The organism is Bradyrhizobium sp. Kon10, assembly GCF_055807395.1.
In genome coordinates this window covers 111918-126893 of the sequence record NZ_JBVVOZ010000012.1, presented here as the reverse complement: position 1 = coordinate 126893, position 14976 = coordinate 111918, and the positions used below count along the sequence as shown (strand labels likewise).

Here is a 14976-nt window from a genome sequence, read left to right as displayed (position 1 = left end):
TGTCACCAACGCCCCGGTCCGCCGGGGCGTTGTCTTTTCAAGCGCGGTCAGACGGCCGCGGAAAATTCTCCGCGCGCCGCTTGTTGCGCCTTCTGGAGCGCCTGCAGCAGGTCGTTGGGCCGAAACGGCTTTTGCAGGCAGACCACATCGGCAAGGCCGGGTGCTTCGCCGATGAAATCCAGCGCCGTCATGCCGGAGATCGCCACGATCGGGAATCCTGGAACCCGCTCGCGAATGGTCGCCATGAGGTCGACGCCGCTGGTTTCGGCCAGGAAAATGTCGACAATCGCAGCGTCGAAAGCGCTCTCGCTGAAGGCCTTCAGGCCGGCCGCCCCGCTGTCCGCCTCGACCACGTCATAGTGGTTGACCCGGAGCACGATGGCGACCATGGCGCGGACGTCCTTCTGATCGTCGACAATTAGGACACGGGGCATGGGAACAACTCCCGGATTCGTAACATTAATTGGTTCAATCCAACGGCGGCCTGCCCAAGGCAGTATGGGTCCGTTCAGTAAAGCCAACCTTACCGATTCCCTGTTCCGCATCCCTTCGCAAATTAAGTAAACTGTAACCTTCGGTTGAGTCGTGGGCATGTCCTCTTGGGACTGGTGCCCGGAGCGCGTTACCATGGAGACCAGGGCAAGCCGGCCGACGAAGTCCTGAAGGATACCCTATGCCGACCGAGCGAGAGGTCAACGTGCACGCAAAGAACGATCGAAGCACTTTCCTTTCGACGCTGCCCGCCACGCAGAGCGATCGCACTGCAGCATTGGCGATTGTGGGCATCTCCACGATCCTGTTCGCGGTGGCCGCTCCGTTCGCGGGTACGCCGCTGATGCAAATGCCGGCGTTCCTGGCCAGCTGCCAGTCGGCCCTCGCGGTCATCGACATCATCACCGCAGTTCTGCTGCTGTCACAATTCGCGATCCTGCGCAGCCGCGCGCTGCTGTGGCTGGCTGCGGGATATCTGTTCACGGCCGCGGCGGCTACGAGCCACGCCCTCACCTTTCCCGGGCTGTTCGCCCCGGCCGGACTGCTGGGCGCCAGCTCACAGACCTCGATCTGGCTCTACATGATCTGTCACGGTGGGTTCCCGCTGTTCGTGCTGGCCTATAGCTGGCTGAAGGACGGTAGCGGTGGCAACAAGATCGAGGGATCGACCGAGCGTTCGATCGCGCTCGCCGTCCTCGGTGTGGTCGTGGCGATGACCGCCATCACCTGGGTGGCTACGGCGCAGCACGATCTGCTGCCAGTCCTGCTCAAAGACGGTCGCTACACCACGACCATGACCGGGGTGGTATCGTTCATCTGGTCGTTGAGCTTCGCAGCGCTGATAGCGCTGTGGTTCCGCAAGCCGCACAGCGTGATCGACGTCTGGCTCATGGTCACGATGTGCGCCTGGCTATTCGACATCGGCCTGTCGGCGATCGTCAACGTCGCTCGCTACGATCTCGGCTTCTACGCCGGCCGCCTCTACAGCCTCGGCGCATCGAGCTTCGTGCTCGCCGTGCTGCTGATCGAGAACGTTCGCCTCCAGGCGCAAACGGTCGGTCTGGTCGGCAGGCTGCGCGAACAATCGGCCCTGGACCGTGACTTCTATGGCAAGCGCCTTGCGCTGTACGGTGCCGTGGTCGAATCCTCCAACGATGCCATCATCACCCAGTCGCTGGATGGCGTCATCACGGGCTGGAACAGTGCTGCCGAACGCCTGTTCGGCTATTCCGCCAGTGAGGCGGTCGGGCAGCCGATCGACCTCATCGTGCCGCCGGACCGGAAGGCCGAAGTCAGAGGTATTCTCAACCGGATCAGCAGCAACGAGTCGATCGGCCAGCACGAGACGGTCCGGATCCGGAATGACGGCCGCCAAGTTGACGTCGTTCTGAATATTTCCCCGTTGAGATCGGCCAGCGGAGAGATCATCGGGGTTTCCAAGATCGCCCATGACATCACCGAGGAGAAGCAATCACGGGAGAAACTGCGCCGCGAAATCGAGGAGCGCCAGCGCATCTTCGAGACCTCGCAGGATCTGATCCTGGTGACCGACGGCTTTGGCAATTTCATCCAGGTCAGCCCGAGCGTGAAGGACATCCTCGGCTTCAGCCCGGACGATATGATCGGGCACAGCGCGACCGAGTTCATCCATCCCGACGATCTCGAAAGGACCCGCCATGAGATGCGCGAGGCGCGCCGCGGCCAGATCAAACGCAGCTTCGAGGCGCGCTACTACCACTATGACGGTCACGAGGTCACGCTGAACTGGATGGGGACGTGGTCCGAGCCGGTCAAGCGCCATTTCTTCATTGGCCGCGACCTGACCGACAAACAAGCCGCAGAGGCACAATTCAGGCAGGTCCAGAAGATGGACGCCATCGGCCAGCTGACCGGCGGCGTCGCCCACGATTTCAACAACGTGCTGACCGTCATCACCGGCACGATCGGCATCCTGGCGGACGCCGTTGCCGACCGCCCCGAGCTCGCCGCCATCACCAGGCTGATCGACGACGCCGCCGAGCGCGGCGCGCAGCTGACCAAGCATCTGCTCGCCTTCGCCCGCAAGCAGCCGCTCCAGCCGCGCGAGATCGACGTCAATGCCCTGGCGCTCGAAGCCGCGAAGCTGCTGCATCCCACTTTGGGCGAGCAGATCACCATCACGCCGCAGCTGACCGAGGATGCCTGGCCCGCGCTGGTCGACCCCAACCAGCTCACCTCCGCGATCTTGAACCTTGCGCTGAACGCACGCGACGCCATGCCGGAAGGCGGCACGCTGGTGCTGGAGACACGCAACATTTTTCTCGACGACGGCTATGCCAGCATGAATGCCGACGTCGCTCCCGGCAATTACGTGATGATCGCGGTCAGCGATACCGGCTCCGGAATTCCGGCCGAGCTGGTCGATCGGGTGTTCGATCCCTTCTTCACCACCAAGGAAGTCGGCAAGGGCACGGGACTCGGGCTCAGCATGGTGTTCGGCTTCGTCAAGCAGTCCGGCGGACACGTCAAGATCTACAGCGAGGAAGGCCACGGCACGAGCGTGAAGATCTACCTGCCGCGCTCCACGGGTGTGCAGGAGACCGAATACGAGGCGCTCCAGAACGTGCCCATCACCGGCGGCGACGAGAAGATCCTGATCGTCGAGGACGACGCGCTGGTACGGCAATACGTCATGACTCAGGTCAAGAGCCTCGGTTATACCGCGCTCGAAGCCGCCAATGCGGCCGAGGCGCTCACCATCATCGATGCCGACAAGGACATCGACCTGCTCTTCACCGACATCATCATGCCCGGCAACATGAACGGCCGTCAGCTCGCGGACGAGGCGGCGCGGCGGCGCCCCGACCTCAAGACTCTGTTCACGTCGGGCTATACCGAAAACGCAATCGTCCACCACGGCCGGCTCGATTCCGGCGTGCTGCTGCTGGCAAAGCCATACCGCAAGTCCGAGCTCGCCAAAATGCTCAGGACGGCGCTGGCGAGTTGAGCCTGCGGCGTCCGTGCGCTATCGCTGAGACGGCACGGCATGGAGTGCGGTCCTTGAAAAACCTTCTCACCGATGTTGCCGGCGTTCGCGTCGGCCATGCCGAGGACGCAAAAGTCGCCTCCGGCACCACCGCGATCATCTTCGATGCCCCGGCGGTGGCGGCGATCGACGTCCGTGGCGGCGGCCCCGGCACGCGCGAGGACGCATTGCTCGATCTCGCCGGCACTGTCGAGCGGGTCGACGCGATCGCGCTGTCCGGCGGCTCCGCCTTCGGCCTCGACGCGGGCGGCGGGGTCCAGGCCTGGCTCGCCGAACAGGGGCGCGGTTTCCGGGTCCGCGAGGCACTGATTCCGATCGTGCCGGGTGCGATCCTGTTCGATCTTCTCAATGGCGGCGACAAGGCCTGGGGCCGTTTTTCGCCCTATCGCGACCTCGGCTACGCCGCGGCGGCTTGCGCCGGCACAGAGTTTGCGCTTGGCAGCGTTGGCGCCGGGGTGGGAGCCACCACCGCGACGTTCAAGGGCGGGATCGGCTCGGCCTCGGCAGTGACGACCGGCGGCGTCAAGGTCGCGGCGATCGTCGCCGTCAACGCGGTGGGCAGCGTCACCGTCGGCGACGGGCCGTGGTTCTGGGCGGCGCCGTTCGAGGTCAACCGCGAGTTCGGTGGCCATGGACTGCCTGCGACCTTCACGGACGACATGCTCAAGATGCGCATCAAGGGCGGGCCTGCCGCGAGCGAGCGCGAAAACACCACGATTGGCGTCATCGTCACCGATGCGGTGCTGACCAAGCCGCAAGCCAAGCGGCTGGCGATGATCGCCCACACGGGCTTTGCCCGCGCGATCTATCCGGTGCACGCCCCTACCGACGGCGACGTGCTGTTTGCCGCCGCGACGTGCGCGAAACCGATCGAGCCCGTTGCCGGCCTCACCGAGCTAGGTACGGTCGCCGCCAACGTGGTCGCACGCGCGATCGCACGCGGCGTGCACAGCGCCACCGCGCTGCCGTTCGTCGGCGCGCTGCCCGCATGGAAGAATCGGTTCGGGTAGCAACGAAACGCCTGACACCACGTTGTTCCGACGGGCCAAGGTGCACCGTCATGCCGTCTTCCGTGATCCGCTTCTTCCGCTATGCGCCCACTACTCGCGAGCTGAACGTGACTTTCGTCAACGGCCGCGTCTATGTTTACAGCGAGGTTCCGCCCGAAGTGGCTGCCGCGTTCAGGGATGCGCGCTCAAAGGGAGCGTTCTTCAACCACGAAATCCGTGATCACTATCCCTATCGTGAGATCACTCACGAGCACGCCGGCTAACCTCCGATCCGCTCACACGCTCATAGATGTCGATGAAGCTGAGGACGCGGACGACGCCTGCCCCTGGCGTTGCATCAATTGTGCGAACAAGTCGTAGGGCGAGTTGCCGGTGGCTGACGTGCCAGGTACCGTCGTGGTCATCTTGAAACCGTCGGGATAGGTGACGGTGGTGGTGGTCGAGCCGTCGGCACCCGTCGACGTGGTCGAGGTCGACCCGCCGCTCGATTGCGACGAGGAGTCCGAGCCGCTGCCGGACGCATCGCCGGAGCCGCTGGCGCCGCCCGCGTGATGGTGGCCGCCATGATGGCCGCTCTTCAGCGCCTTCGACATCTCGTCGAGACTGACGCTGCCGTCGGAATTCTTGTCCAGCTTCGAGAACACATCGTCGGCCTGCGCGGTGTTGGTGCCGCCGGCGCCCAGCGCTTTCTCGAATTCGGACTTGGTGATCTTGCCGTCGCCGTCCGCATCGATCTGCGAGAACAGATCCTTCAGCGCAGCGTCGCGGCTCGCCGATGCCGAGCTCGACGACGTCGAGCTGGTCGCGCTGTCCGACGACTGGCTCTGTGCGGCGATCAGTGCGCTCATCGTCTCCGGCGCGATCTGCGCGCCGTTGCCGGAATTGACCGACGAGATCGCGCCGGTGGTCGTGCTGTTGCTGCCGCTGTCGATCGCAAACGGATTGGCGCCCGCGCCTTGCGACGATCCCGTCTTCTGCGCCGAGGAGGAGGATTTCGAGTTTGTCAGCGACTGAATGGCATCAAGCGCACTCGAGACGGCACCAAGCGCAAACAACATTGCACAACTCCAACCGATGCGGCATGCCGCGGCCAATGTTCCGACGGTCAAGCAGCAAGCGTCGTGCCAGCGCAAAAAGCTCAATGAAATCCGCCTCCACCGCGCCTTGCGGAGCGTGGGACCATCGGCAATTCATGCCGGAGACGGCAAGAATTTCCGCCCACAGGAAGCTCACCGCCCCTGCATTGCCGGGCGCGAACGCCCATGTTAGGCGAGGCCCATTGCTCTTTCGGCCGCCACGGGAAACAGCACCATGACCCAAGCCTTCACCCCCCGACCCCTGGCAATTGCGCCCTCGATCCTGGCCTCCGATTTCTCGAGGCTCGGCGAAGAGGTGCGCGCGGTGGATGCCGCCGGCGCCGACTGGATTCATCTCGACGTGATGGACGGGCATTTCGTTCCCAATATCTCGTACGGCCCCGACGTCATCAAGGCGATGCGCCCGCACACAAAGAAGATCTTCGACGCGCATCTGATGATCTCGCCCTGCGATCCCTATCTCGAGGCCTTCGCCAAGGCCGGTTGCGACCACATCACCGTGCATGCGGAAGCGGGTCCACATCTTCACCGCTCGCTGCAAGCGATCCGCGCGCTCGGCAAGAAGGCTGGCGTCTCGCTCAATCCGGGCACGCCGGTCGGCGCGCTCGAATACGTGCTCGACCTGGTCGACCTCGTGCTGGTGATGTCGGTCAATCCGGGCTTCGGCGGTCAGGCCTTCATCCGCTCCGCGATCGGCAAGATCAGCGACATCCGCGCCATGGTTGCGGGCCGGCCGATCGATATCGAGGTCGACGGTGGCGTCGGGCCTGAGGTGGCGGGCGCGCTTGCCGCGGCCGGCGCCAACGCCTTCGTTGCCGGCACCTCGGTGTTCAAGGGCGGCACGCAGGAGGCGTACAAGACCAATATCGGGGCGATCCGCAACGCCGCCGCAGCCGCACGCGGCGAGGCGATCTGAAGCGCAGCTGCGCCGGCAATCTGCGGTTCTTACGGATGTTTGCGGCGCGCAATGCCTAAAATTGCAACCTGAATCCGTACTCCTCCGGACTTCCCTGATTCGCGCAAATCACCGCTAGTGATTCCTGCCTGATTTGGCGGGAGCACATCATGACGACGACCCTGGTTTGGACTGGCGTGGCGTTGTGGCTTGGTTTTAGTGCATTTGTTGTTTTTGGCCCATCAGCCGGACCGGTGAAGGTCGCGGCGCGTTCCCCTAGCATCGGTCGCAACCGTTATCCGGCCTGACGCCATGCAGATCGCACTCGTGAAGCGTCAGCCGAAGCGCCGGTGCCGCATCCCGCGACGCCCGCATCCCAACCTCGACTATTTCTTCGGCCGGCTCGAACACACCAAGGGCGACATGCGCGACGACACTGGGCCCGAGACGGCAGACCCGGATCATCCGTCGCCGCGCCGGCATTGAAACCTTTTTTCTGGACCAAGACCGATGAAACCGCATTGCCCGAATTGCCTCAAGGAAATGACCAAGGCATCCGCGTCGCGTAATCTCTTCAACTGCGAACCCTGCCGCGAGATCATCCAGTACTTCGGCGGCTGCCCGGATCTTGGCGAAGCTGGTCCGCAGTTCACCTGGCCTATCCGCCGCAAGCGCGTCGTCCACGCCGCCCACGCGGTCTGATCCTTCTAGCCGGCCGCCTCGTCGGCCTCAGCCGCGTCCGCGGCCATTCGCGGCGGCCGCACCACGGTGACGGTGCAACTCGCTTCCGCGGCCACCTTGGCCGAGACGCTGCCGAGCAGCGTGCGCCTGAACGATCCCTGCCGCGCGCCGATGATGACATGGTCGACCTGGTTGACCTCGGCGAACTCCAGCACCGCGGCGGCGGGATCGACCGCTTCCAGCACGTGAACCGACAACCGGCTCTCATCCAATTTAAGCGGTGTGGCCCAGTGTCGGAGCGCCACCAGGCGATCGATATGCTTGTTGGAGCCCTGCTCGTCCAGCGTCCGATCGATGGCGATCCGGTTGAGCTTCAATACATTGACGCAGGCGAGCCGCGCCGACGGCAGAGTTGCCAGGATACGCTCGGTGGTCACGCGTAGCGCCTCGTTCAGCTCCGGCGCGCCTTCCTCCGTATCGAGCGCGACGGTGAGGATGGGGCTCGAGGCGATCTGCTCGGCGACATCCGCCTTCGCGCGCGGCTGCATGGCGTCCTGGTTGAAGCGGCGCCGCCACGCGACGCTGAGGGGATCGCGCGTCGTCCGCTCCGAGCGCGCGGTGAGTCTAACCTGATCCGGATAAGCAAGATCGAAGGCGAGCTGGGCCGCCGTCGGATAGCGCCGGACCGGCTCGATCTCGAGGCAGCGCAGCACCACTTCCTGGAGCCAGGGCGGATAGTCGGCGCGCAATTTGCGCGGCGGCTGCGGATCGCGCCACAGCCTCCGCCGCATCGCGCGCAACGTCTCGCCCTCGCCGAACGGCCGTTCGCCGGTCGTGAAGAAATAGAGCAGCACACCAAGCGAAAACAGATCGCTGCGGGGATCGTCGCGCACGCCCAGCAGCCGTTCCGGCGCCATGTAGGGCGCAGTGCCGTAAGGAAGGCGGAACTCGGCCTGCAACAGGTCGGGCAAATGGTCGTGGTGCGACAGGCCATAATCGATCAGCACCGCCTCGCCGCTATCGCGGAACATGATGCTGCTCGGCTTGATGTCGTGATGGATCACGTTCTGCCGGTGCAAATCGGCGAGCGCGGCCGCAATCTTCGACACCAGCAGCCGCGCCTCCTCGTAAGGCAGCGGCAGGTCGGGCAGGCGCTTGTAGAGCGTGGTCCCGGGAATGCGCTCGATCACGGCGTAGGCCTGGTGGGCAAAATCGCCGGTGCCGAAGCAGGCCGGCACGTGGGGGCCTGCGAGCCGCGGCAGAATCATCATCTCCATTTCGAAGGAGACGATGGCCGCCGGGTCCTCGCCCTCCGAGACCCGCGGGATCTTCATCAGCAGCGGCACGTCGATGCCGGGATGCGTGACGGTCCAGAGCGTCGCCATGCCGCCGGAATGGACGCATTCGCCGATGGTGTAGCCGTCGATCTCCGCGCCGGATTTAACCAGGGGTTTTGGCATTGGCCCCTAGCGCCCCTGCGACAGCCGGTCGGCGAGCCAGGGCGGCAGGCCGTTCTCGCGGATCTTGTTCGCAGCGCTCGCGATGTCATAGGGCACGCGGCAATAGGTGATCTGGCACGAGACCGTGTCGAACAGCACGAAAGCGGCGGCCGGATCGCCGTCGCGAGGCTGGCCGACCGAGCCGAGCACGGCAAGCCATTGCCGCCCGCGCAGCAGCTGCACCGGGACGTCGGTCTTGGGCACAAAACTCGTCATCTTCGCGGTCACCGACATCGAATAGAGCGCGGGCCGGTGGATATGGCCGCAGAACGTGACATGGGACGGCGTCGCGATCAGGCTCCTGGCCGCATCGGTCGTCGAGCGGACATAGTTCCAGCGCGTGGGCTGCGAGGCCTCCGCATGCACGAACAAACGGTCGCCGTCCTGCGCGAGCGTGGGCAGCTCGGCCAGGAAGCGTCGCTGCGCGACATCGAGGCGCCCGCGGGTCCATTCGATCGCGATCTGCGCCTCGGCATTCATGGTCTCGGTCGTGGTGCTGACGGCCTCGTCATGATTGCCGCGGACAGCGACGGCACCCTGGGCGACCAACTCCATCGCAGTATCCACCACCCACTCGGGATCGGCGCCATAGCCGACGAAATCGCCGAGCAGGATGAAGCGCTCCGCACCCTTCGCACGAGCGACCTTCAGGCATGCCTCGAACGCCTGCCGGTTGCCATGGATATCCGAGAAAACAGCGAGAAGCACGCATCCTCCACCCTCACGTTCTTATCGAAACCCCATAAGGCCAAATTGAGGGAGGTCAACAGGATGCGCCAGCGCGGGACGGTTTACCAGCACAGCACCGATGTGATGGTGAAGAGGCCTATTGCTCGTCCTTGGGTGGCATCCGGGGTGGCGGCAACGGCGTGAACACGGCGCCTTGAGCGCCGGCCGGCGGCGCATTGAACTCGCCGGTCGAGGAGTCCCCGCCGCTGGTCTCGAGGACGACCTTGGGCGTCACATATTCGCGCACCATGTCGATCAGGCTGCCCTCGCCGCCGCCAAAATCCGCGGCGCGCCCGCCCTGCGGATGCCCCGCCGCGATCTCGTTCTCCGCCGCATGGGTCTTGTCGGCCAGCTTGTCGTTGTAGGGCACGCGAAAGGCCCGTGGGATGCCGCTCGGGCGGTGATCCTCGTCGAGCTCCTCCACCCATAGATAGATCGAGCCAGGATCGCCCTCCAGCGAATGCGGCTCGACGATACGGGCCTGGAGCAGCTTGAAGGAGCTGGGCAGCCGGTCGGTGCTCGCCCAGCCGAGCAGCCCGCGCATTTCCGTGAAGCTGACGACATAGAAGGCGCTGGTCACGACCACCGCCACCGCTTTCAGCGACCAGTGCAGGCGTGCATAGACCAGCACGACCAGCAGCAGTGCGCCGATGACGGCGTAGGCGATCGACAGCGTCAGGATCACCGTTTGCAGATTACTCACGGCGTACCCTCACGCCGGTCTTCGGATCGACATCGGCGCCGTTGCGCCAGCCGCTGCGGAACGTCTCCAGCAGCGATTTTGGCCGCTGGTCCACATTGATCACCTTGCCCTCGGCGTCGAGCCGGAACCGCACCGCCGTCTTCTCGTCACCGGTGTGGTCGACCGTGAACTTGTTGTCGAAGATGACCTGCGCGACCGGGTTGAGCTTCTGAACTTTGATGTTTCCCTGGACCGGCTGACCCGTCGTGGCGACGAAATGGGAGACGTTGACGGTGTATTCGCCGGCGACGATGCCGCGCACCGTGACGATCTCCTCGCGGATCGGCGAAGCGATCTTCTTGCCGTTGACCATGATGAAGTCGTTGGCCCCGCCGCGATCGTCGCGATCGAGCGTCAGGAAGCCGGCCTCGCGGTGGCGGTACCAGGCGATGTTGCCGGCCGGATCCTGCACGAATAGGTCGAGATCGTCGGGATGGTTGTCCGGCCAGTCCAGCGTGATCATGAACTCGGCCTTGGAGTCGATCTTGCCTTCCTTGGCATCCGGGGAGACCGCGAGCAGCGCGAGGAAGAACAGGAAAGCGACCACCTGGAGCGCCTTGAACAGCATCACGCCCAGGGGATCAAACGGCTCCTCGCGTGGATAGAGTCCGAAATCATCCATCATGTCGGCGGTCCCGGACGCCTGCGCTCGAGAGCCGGCGTCACATAAGTCTCGGTCAGCACCACGGCATCCGAGAACACTCGCTGCGTCGCGGCGTCGAGCATGTAATATTGAATGCGGACCAGGATCGAGCCGACGAGACCCGCCAGCGTCGTGTACATCGCGACCGCCATGCCGTCACTCATCAGCCCCATCGACGACCGCATCGCGACCTTGTCGGCGGCATCGAGCCCGGCGATCGGCGCCAGCATGATGATGAAGCCGATGATGGTACCGAGCAGGCCGAGCTTCATCAGCGTATCCGAGACGAAGGCGCCGAACCCGTTGGACCCGCGCAAGCGGTCGGCCAGCGTCCGCAGCAGCAAGGTCTGGTCGACCGGCCGGTAATCCTGCGCGGCCGCCTTGGTCACCAGGCTCTCGATATGATCCCGCACCAGCCCGCGCGGCAGCGACGTCGCGCTTGCGTCGAGCGCCCGGCTGCCGTCGGACGCCGACAGCACCGTGCGACAGCGCCGCGCCGCAGCGCCTTCGCGCGCAATCGCCCGCGTCCGCAGAAAGCAGTGACCGCAGGTGACGACATAAAGCAACGCAATCACGCTGGAAATATAGGTCCGGTCCGAAGTGAGCATCAGATGGATCAGGCCGAACCGCCACAGCAGCACCACGGCAAAGACAGACAAACCGGTGAAGATCATCCAGAACAGGAGCGCGCTTCGCTCGGACGGATCGGCTGGTTGCCGCGCGGTCGGACCAATCGTCATCGAACTCATGCTGCATCGCTCCCGGCCTGCAACGATCTGCGTTGCTGATTAGATCAAAGCCCCTGCTCTCGGTCCAAAGAGCCATGCCCAAATTGGCTCGGGAAATTTGCCCGAGCCACGTCCTCCAGCACCGCCTGCGATTGGCAAGGCGCGGCGGCGTTGTTACTGTGAGCTTACCAAACTTTGGGGTGATCGCATGCGCCTCGTGCTTCAGCTCGTCGCCCGCCTGCTTCTGATCGTCGCGCTGTGCCTGGGAGCCGCGACCGTATGGGCCACGGTCGATGCCTATCGCAGCGTCGACCGGGCAACCGCGGCCTCCGCGCAGCGGGTCGCGCAGGCGCTTCAGGCGCTGTACTGGCACGAGCTATTGTTGCGCAGCAGCAGAACGCGCGAGCATCTTCTGCCCGTCCCTGACTGGCGCACGCTTGAGATCATGAAACTGATCTCCCCAGGCGTCTGCATCGAGTTCCAGCCGGCGGCCGCATTCGAAAAGCCGCTCTGCGGCCAGAGCCAAGGCATCGGCAAGACGCCGCCGCCCTGGTTTGCCGCTATCGTGCCGACCTTGCTCGGTAGCCACGCCGAGGTGGTGCGGCCTGTCAGCCCCCGAGCTGCTGCCGCCGGCACCGTGGTTGCGACACCGGATTCCGCCGCCGCGATCTCGCTTGCCTGGGAGTACATCCTCAATGTCATCGACGTTGCCCTGCTGATGGCGGCGGCGATCGGGGTGCTTGCCTCGCTCGCGATCGCGCATGCGCTCGCGCCGGCGCGCAACATCGTCACCGCCTTGCAGCGCATGGCCCGCGGCCAGTATCGCACGGAACTGCCGCGTTTTCGCTCGATGGAGCTTGCGATGATCGGCGGCGCGGTCGATGCGCTCGGCAGCCGCCTGCAAGAGGGCACCGAACAGCGCGCGGCGCTGACGCGACGCCTGATCGAAATTCGCCACGAAGAACGGCGCGCGCTGGCCCGCGAGCTGCACGACGAGTTCGGGCAAAATCTCTCGGCCATCCTCGCCTTCGCCAACACGATCGAGATGGCGAGCGCCAGGGAGAACAGGGATGACGCCATCGCGCAGGACGCGCGCATGATCTCGCAGGCCACGCATCAGTTGATGGCCTCGCTGCGCGATGCGCTGAAGCGGTTGCGCAATCCACTGCCCGAGGAGCTCGGTCTTGAGGCGAGCCTCGTCAATCTCGTCGACAGCTGGCGCTCGCAGAGTGCGACGCAACCGACGATCCAGCTTGACCTCAGAGGCGACTTCACCGACATCAGCGGCCCCGCCGCCAATACTGCCTATCGCGTGGCGCAGGAGTGCCTGACCAACGCGCTGCGCCACGGCGCGGCACGCGAGATTTCCCTGCGGGTCGAGCGGCGCGCGGGCGAGGACGATGCGCTTCTCATCCGCGTCGAGGACGATGGCGGCGGCGATGCGGCGCGCGTGGCGCAATCGGCCGGCTTCGGTCTCACCGGTATCCGCGAGCGCGTGGCGGCAGCCGGCGGATCGCTGTCGATCCTACCCGCCAATCGCGGCTTGAGCATCGCCGCCACCATCCCGCTCGCTGCGTGAAGTCCAAATGAGCCAGGTCGCGGCAACAGGGATCTCCGTGCTGCTGGTCGACGACCACCCCATCGTCCGCCAAGGCTACCGGCGCGTGCTGGAGAGCCAGGGCGATCTGCACGTTCTGGCGGAGGCCGACAACGCCGCGGATGCTTACGGCGCCTTCAAGGTGCATGACCCCGACGTCGTCGTGATGGACATCTCGATGCCCGGCGCCAGCGGCCTCGAGGCAATTCGCAACATCCGCGCCCGCAGTCCGCGGGCTCGCATTCTCGTCTTCACCATGCACAACGAGGCCGTGCTGGTGAAAGCCGCCTTCAATGCCGGCGCCTCTGGCTTCGTCACAAAGAGCAGCGAGCCGTCCGCCGTGGTCAACGCCATCCGAAGCGTCGCGCGCGGCGAGCGCGCCATGAGCGACGACATCGCGCATGTGCTGGCCGAGGACAGCCTGTCGCCGACCGGATCAGTGCTGGATCAATTGGGCGAGCGCGAGATCGAGATCCTGCGCCAATTCGCCGGCGGCGCCACCACAGAGGAGATCGCGGCGCGTCTCAATCTCAGTGTGAAGACGGTCCAGAACTATCATTATCTGATCAAAACCAAGACCGGCGCCCGCACGGACGCACAGCTGGTGCGGCTGGCTGCAAGCTGCGGGCTCACGACAATCTAGCAGCGATGCTGTCGCACGGAGAGCGTTGCGCCTCACTCCGAATGCGCTCGGATTTGTGTGAGGTTTCCGATGCTTGCCGTCCTGTTATTGCCGGACGGCTTGGAACCGAGTCCCTTCGGCTTCGGTTGGTAGCGGAGTGGAGGAATAGCGCCATGACCAAGGCCATTCACAAGTTAGCCGCCCATCCCGCGATCATCACGGTAGGCGAGCTCATCGACGAGCTTTGCCGGCTGCCGGATACGGCCGTCGTCAGCTTCCGTTGTCCGATGCTCGATCAGGAGCTGGCATTCTACCGGCTGCGGAAGCGATCAAAGGATCTTGTCGAGGTTGAAGTCAACGCCTATCCGGAGAGCCCGCCGGTCGTGCCGGCGGATGGCGCCTTTCATGCGACGAGGCGGGCCTCTCACGGGTCGGCGGCGCGCGGAAATGCTCCCCTCCACAAGGCGAGAGGCTGAAACAGATCTTGCGAACTGATGGGAGTTGGTCGGTCTAGGCGGCTTGAAGCCCGCGCAAGAGCAGCGCAAGCGTCGCATCGACGCGCGCCGGCAGGTCCGCATCCTTCCACTCACCGGCATGGGCCGGATGATGAAAGCGGACCGTCGCATCGAAGATTGCGCGCGCGGTGGCCTTGGTGTCGGCAACGTGGAACACGCCCTGCTTCACGCCGTCGGACAGGATCGCCGTGATCTGGTCGATCATCGTGTCCTTGTGACACCGCACGGCCGCGCAGGCTTCGCGTGCCAGTGTCAGATAGGTCTCGAACATCTCGGGGTCGTCGAGCACGCGCGAACGTTTGGCGGCGAACAGCGTGCGCAGCCAGCGTTCGAGCCGCGCCGGGGCCGGTCCCTGCTCCCCGGCGATTTGTCGCAGCGGTGCGTCGATGCGGTCGAGCCAGCGTTTGGCAACGGCCTCGCGCAGCGAAGCCTTGCTCGGGAAATGGCGATAGACGCTGCCGTGGCTCACATCGAGTGCACGGGCAACGTCAACGACGGTGGCCTTGGCAAGTCCGTAGCGCCGCAATACGTCCTCGGTCACTTCGAGGATCCGCTCCGGCGTCAAGACAACCACTTCGTTCATGCCAGCACCATCTTCCCGTTGAGGGCTCAGTTACCCGGCGATGGAGCTGCTTCCGAAGCGCCCCTGCCGGCCGTTTCGGAAAGCTCTCGCCTCAATGAGGCAGTTTTGCAGCCTGCGC

At 64.8% G+C, this 14976-nt stretch carries 18 protein-coding genes; 10 read left to right on the top strand and 8 right to left on the bottom strand.

What is annotated here, in order from left to right; all coding sequences use genetic code 11:
- Window positions 1-47: 47 nt before the first annotated feature.
- Window positions 48-434, bottom strand: coding sequence for a response regulator (locus AC0L2O_RS18665; protein WP_473370715.1), 387 nt, complete (start codon window positions 432-434; stop codon window positions 48-50).
- A gap of 239 nt (window positions 435-673) precedes the next feature.
- On the opposite strand from AC0L2O_RS18665, the gene AC0L2O_RS18660 reads away from it, so the two are divergent.
- Genes AC0L2O_RS18660 through AC0L2O_RS18650 form a run of 3 tightly spaced genes read left to right on the top strand, consistent with a single transcriptional unit; the run spans window position 674 to window position 4790 of the window.
- Window positions 674-3478 (top strand): PAS domain S-box protein, encoded by a 2805-nt coding sequence (locus tag AC0L2O_RS18660; protein WP_473370714.1) that lies wholly within the window; start codon window positions 674-676, stop codon window positions 3476-3478.
- A gap of 53 nt (window positions 3479-3531) precedes the next feature.
- A complete protein-coding gene (locus AC0L2O_RS18655; protein WP_473370713.1) occupies window positions 3532-4527 on the top strand; it encodes a P1 family peptidase in 996 nt (331 codons plus the stop codon).
- A 50-nt stretch (window positions 4528-4577) separates the two neighbouring features.
- Window positions 4578-4790, top strand: a complete 213-nt coding sequence (locus tag AC0L2O_RS18650) for a KTSC domain-containing protein (protein ID WP_473370712.1) — start codon at window positions 4578-4580, stop codon at window positions 4788-4790.
- A gap of 12 nt (window positions 4791-4802) precedes the next feature.
- Here the strand turns inward: AC0L2O_RS18650 and AC0L2O_RS18645 are convergent, their stop codons facing one another.
- On the bottom strand, window positions 4803-5585 hold the full coding sequence (locus AC0L2O_RS18645; RefSeq protein ID WP_473370711.1) for an EF-hand domain-containing protein: 783 nt from the start codon (window positions 5583-5585) through the stop codon (window positions 4803-4805).
- A gap of 253 nt (window positions 5586-5838) precedes the next feature.
- Here AC0L2O_RS18645 and rpe point away from each other — a divergent pair, with 253 nt between their 5' ends.
- From rpe to AC0L2O_RS18625, 4 genes are all read left to right on the top strand, one after another.
- Window positions 5839-6540, top strand: a complete 702-nt coding sequence (gene rpe, locus AC0L2O_RS18640) for a ribulose-phosphate 3-epimerase (protein ID WP_473370710.1) — start codon at window positions 5839-5841, stop codon at window positions 6538-6540.
- Window positions 6541-6689: 149 nt separating this feature from the next.
- On the top strand, window positions 6690-6827 hold the full coding sequence (locus AC0L2O_RS18635; RefSeq protein ID WP_369722770.1) for a hypothetical protein: 138 nt from the start codon (window positions 6690-6692) through the stop codon (window positions 6825-6827).
- Between the two features lie 4 nt (window positions 6828-6831).
- Complete coding sequence (locus AC0L2O_RS18630) at window positions 6832-7005, top strand: hypothetical protein (protein WP_369722769.1); 174 nt, start codon at window positions 6832-6834, stop codon at window positions 7003-7005.
- A 57-nt stretch (window positions 7006-7062) separates the two neighbouring features.
- A complete protein-coding gene (locus AC0L2O_RS18625; protein ID WP_369722768.1) occupies window positions 7063-7221 on the top strand; it encodes a hypothetical protein in 159 nt (52 codons plus the stop codon).
- Window positions 7222-7226: 5 nt separating this feature from the next.
- On the opposite strand, the gene AC0L2O_RS18620 is transcribed toward AC0L2O_RS18625, so the two are convergent.
- From AC0L2O_RS18620 to AC0L2O_RS18600, 5 genes are all read right to left on the bottom strand, one after another.
- Window positions 7227-8660 (bottom strand): serine/threonine protein kinase, encoded by a 1434-nt coding sequence (locus tag AC0L2O_RS18620; RefSeq protein WP_473370709.1) that lies wholly within the window; start codon window positions 8658-8660, stop codon window positions 7227-7229.
- 6 nt (window positions 8661-8666) lie between these two features.
- On the bottom strand, window positions 8667-9407 hold the full coding sequence (locus AC0L2O_RS18615) for a metallophosphoesterase family protein (RefSeq protein ID WP_473370708.1): 741 nt from the start codon (window positions 9405-9407) through the stop codon (window positions 8667-8669).
- 118 nt (window positions 9408-9525) lie between these two features.
- Window positions 9526-10131, bottom strand: coding sequence for a hypothetical protein (locus tag AC0L2O_RS18610; protein ID WP_473370707.1), 606 nt, complete (start codon window positions 10129-10131; stop codon window positions 9526-9528).
- Window positions 10124-10795 carry a hypothetical protein gene (locus AC0L2O_RS18605; RefSeq protein ID WP_369722763.1) on the bottom strand — a complete coding sequence of 224 codons (672 nt, stop codon included), beginning with the start codon at window positions 10793-10795 and terminating at the stop codon, window positions 10124-10126. Before AC0L2O_RS18605 ends, AC0L2O_RS18610 begins: the two co-directional genes overlap by 8 nt.
- Window positions 10792-11562, bottom strand: a complete 771-nt coding sequence (locus tag AC0L2O_RS18600; RefSeq protein WP_369722762.1) for a MotA/TolQ/ExbB proton channel family protein — start codon at window positions 11560-11562, stop codon at window positions 10792-10794. Before AC0L2O_RS18600 ends, AC0L2O_RS18605 begins: the two co-directional genes overlap by 4 nt.
- 187 nt (window positions 11563-11749) lie before the next feature.
- Between AC0L2O_RS18600 and AC0L2O_RS18595 the strand changes: the two genes are divergently transcribed.
- The 3 genes from AC0L2O_RS18595 to AC0L2O_RS18585 all read left to right on the top strand — a co-directional run bounded on the left by AC0L2O_RS18595 (window position 11750) and on the right by AC0L2O_RS18585 (window position 14236).
- Window positions 11750-13120, top strand: a complete 1371-nt coding sequence (locus tag AC0L2O_RS18595; RefSeq protein WP_369722760.1) for a sensor histidine kinase — start codon at window positions 11750-11752, stop codon at window positions 13118-13120.
- A gap of 7 nt (window positions 13121-13127) precedes the next feature.
- Window positions 13128-13781, top strand: a complete 654-nt coding sequence (locus AC0L2O_RS18590; protein WP_473370706.1) for a response regulator — start codon at window positions 13128-13130, stop codon at window positions 13779-13781.
- A gap of 152 nt (window positions 13782-13933) precedes the next feature.
- On the top strand, window positions 13934-14236 hold the full coding sequence (locus tag AC0L2O_RS18585) for a hypothetical protein (protein WP_369722757.1): 303 nt from the start codon (window positions 13934-13936) through the stop codon (window positions 14234-14236).
- 34 nt (window positions 14237-14270) lie between these two features.
- On the opposite strand, the gene AC0L2O_RS18580 is transcribed toward AC0L2O_RS18585, so the two are convergent.
- Complete coding sequence (locus AC0L2O_RS18580) at window positions 14271-14858, bottom strand: TetR/AcrR family transcriptional regulator (RefSeq protein WP_369722756.1); 588 nt, start codon at window positions 14856-14858, stop codon at window positions 14271-14273.
- Between the last annotated feature and the right edge of the window lie 118 nt (window positions 14859-14976).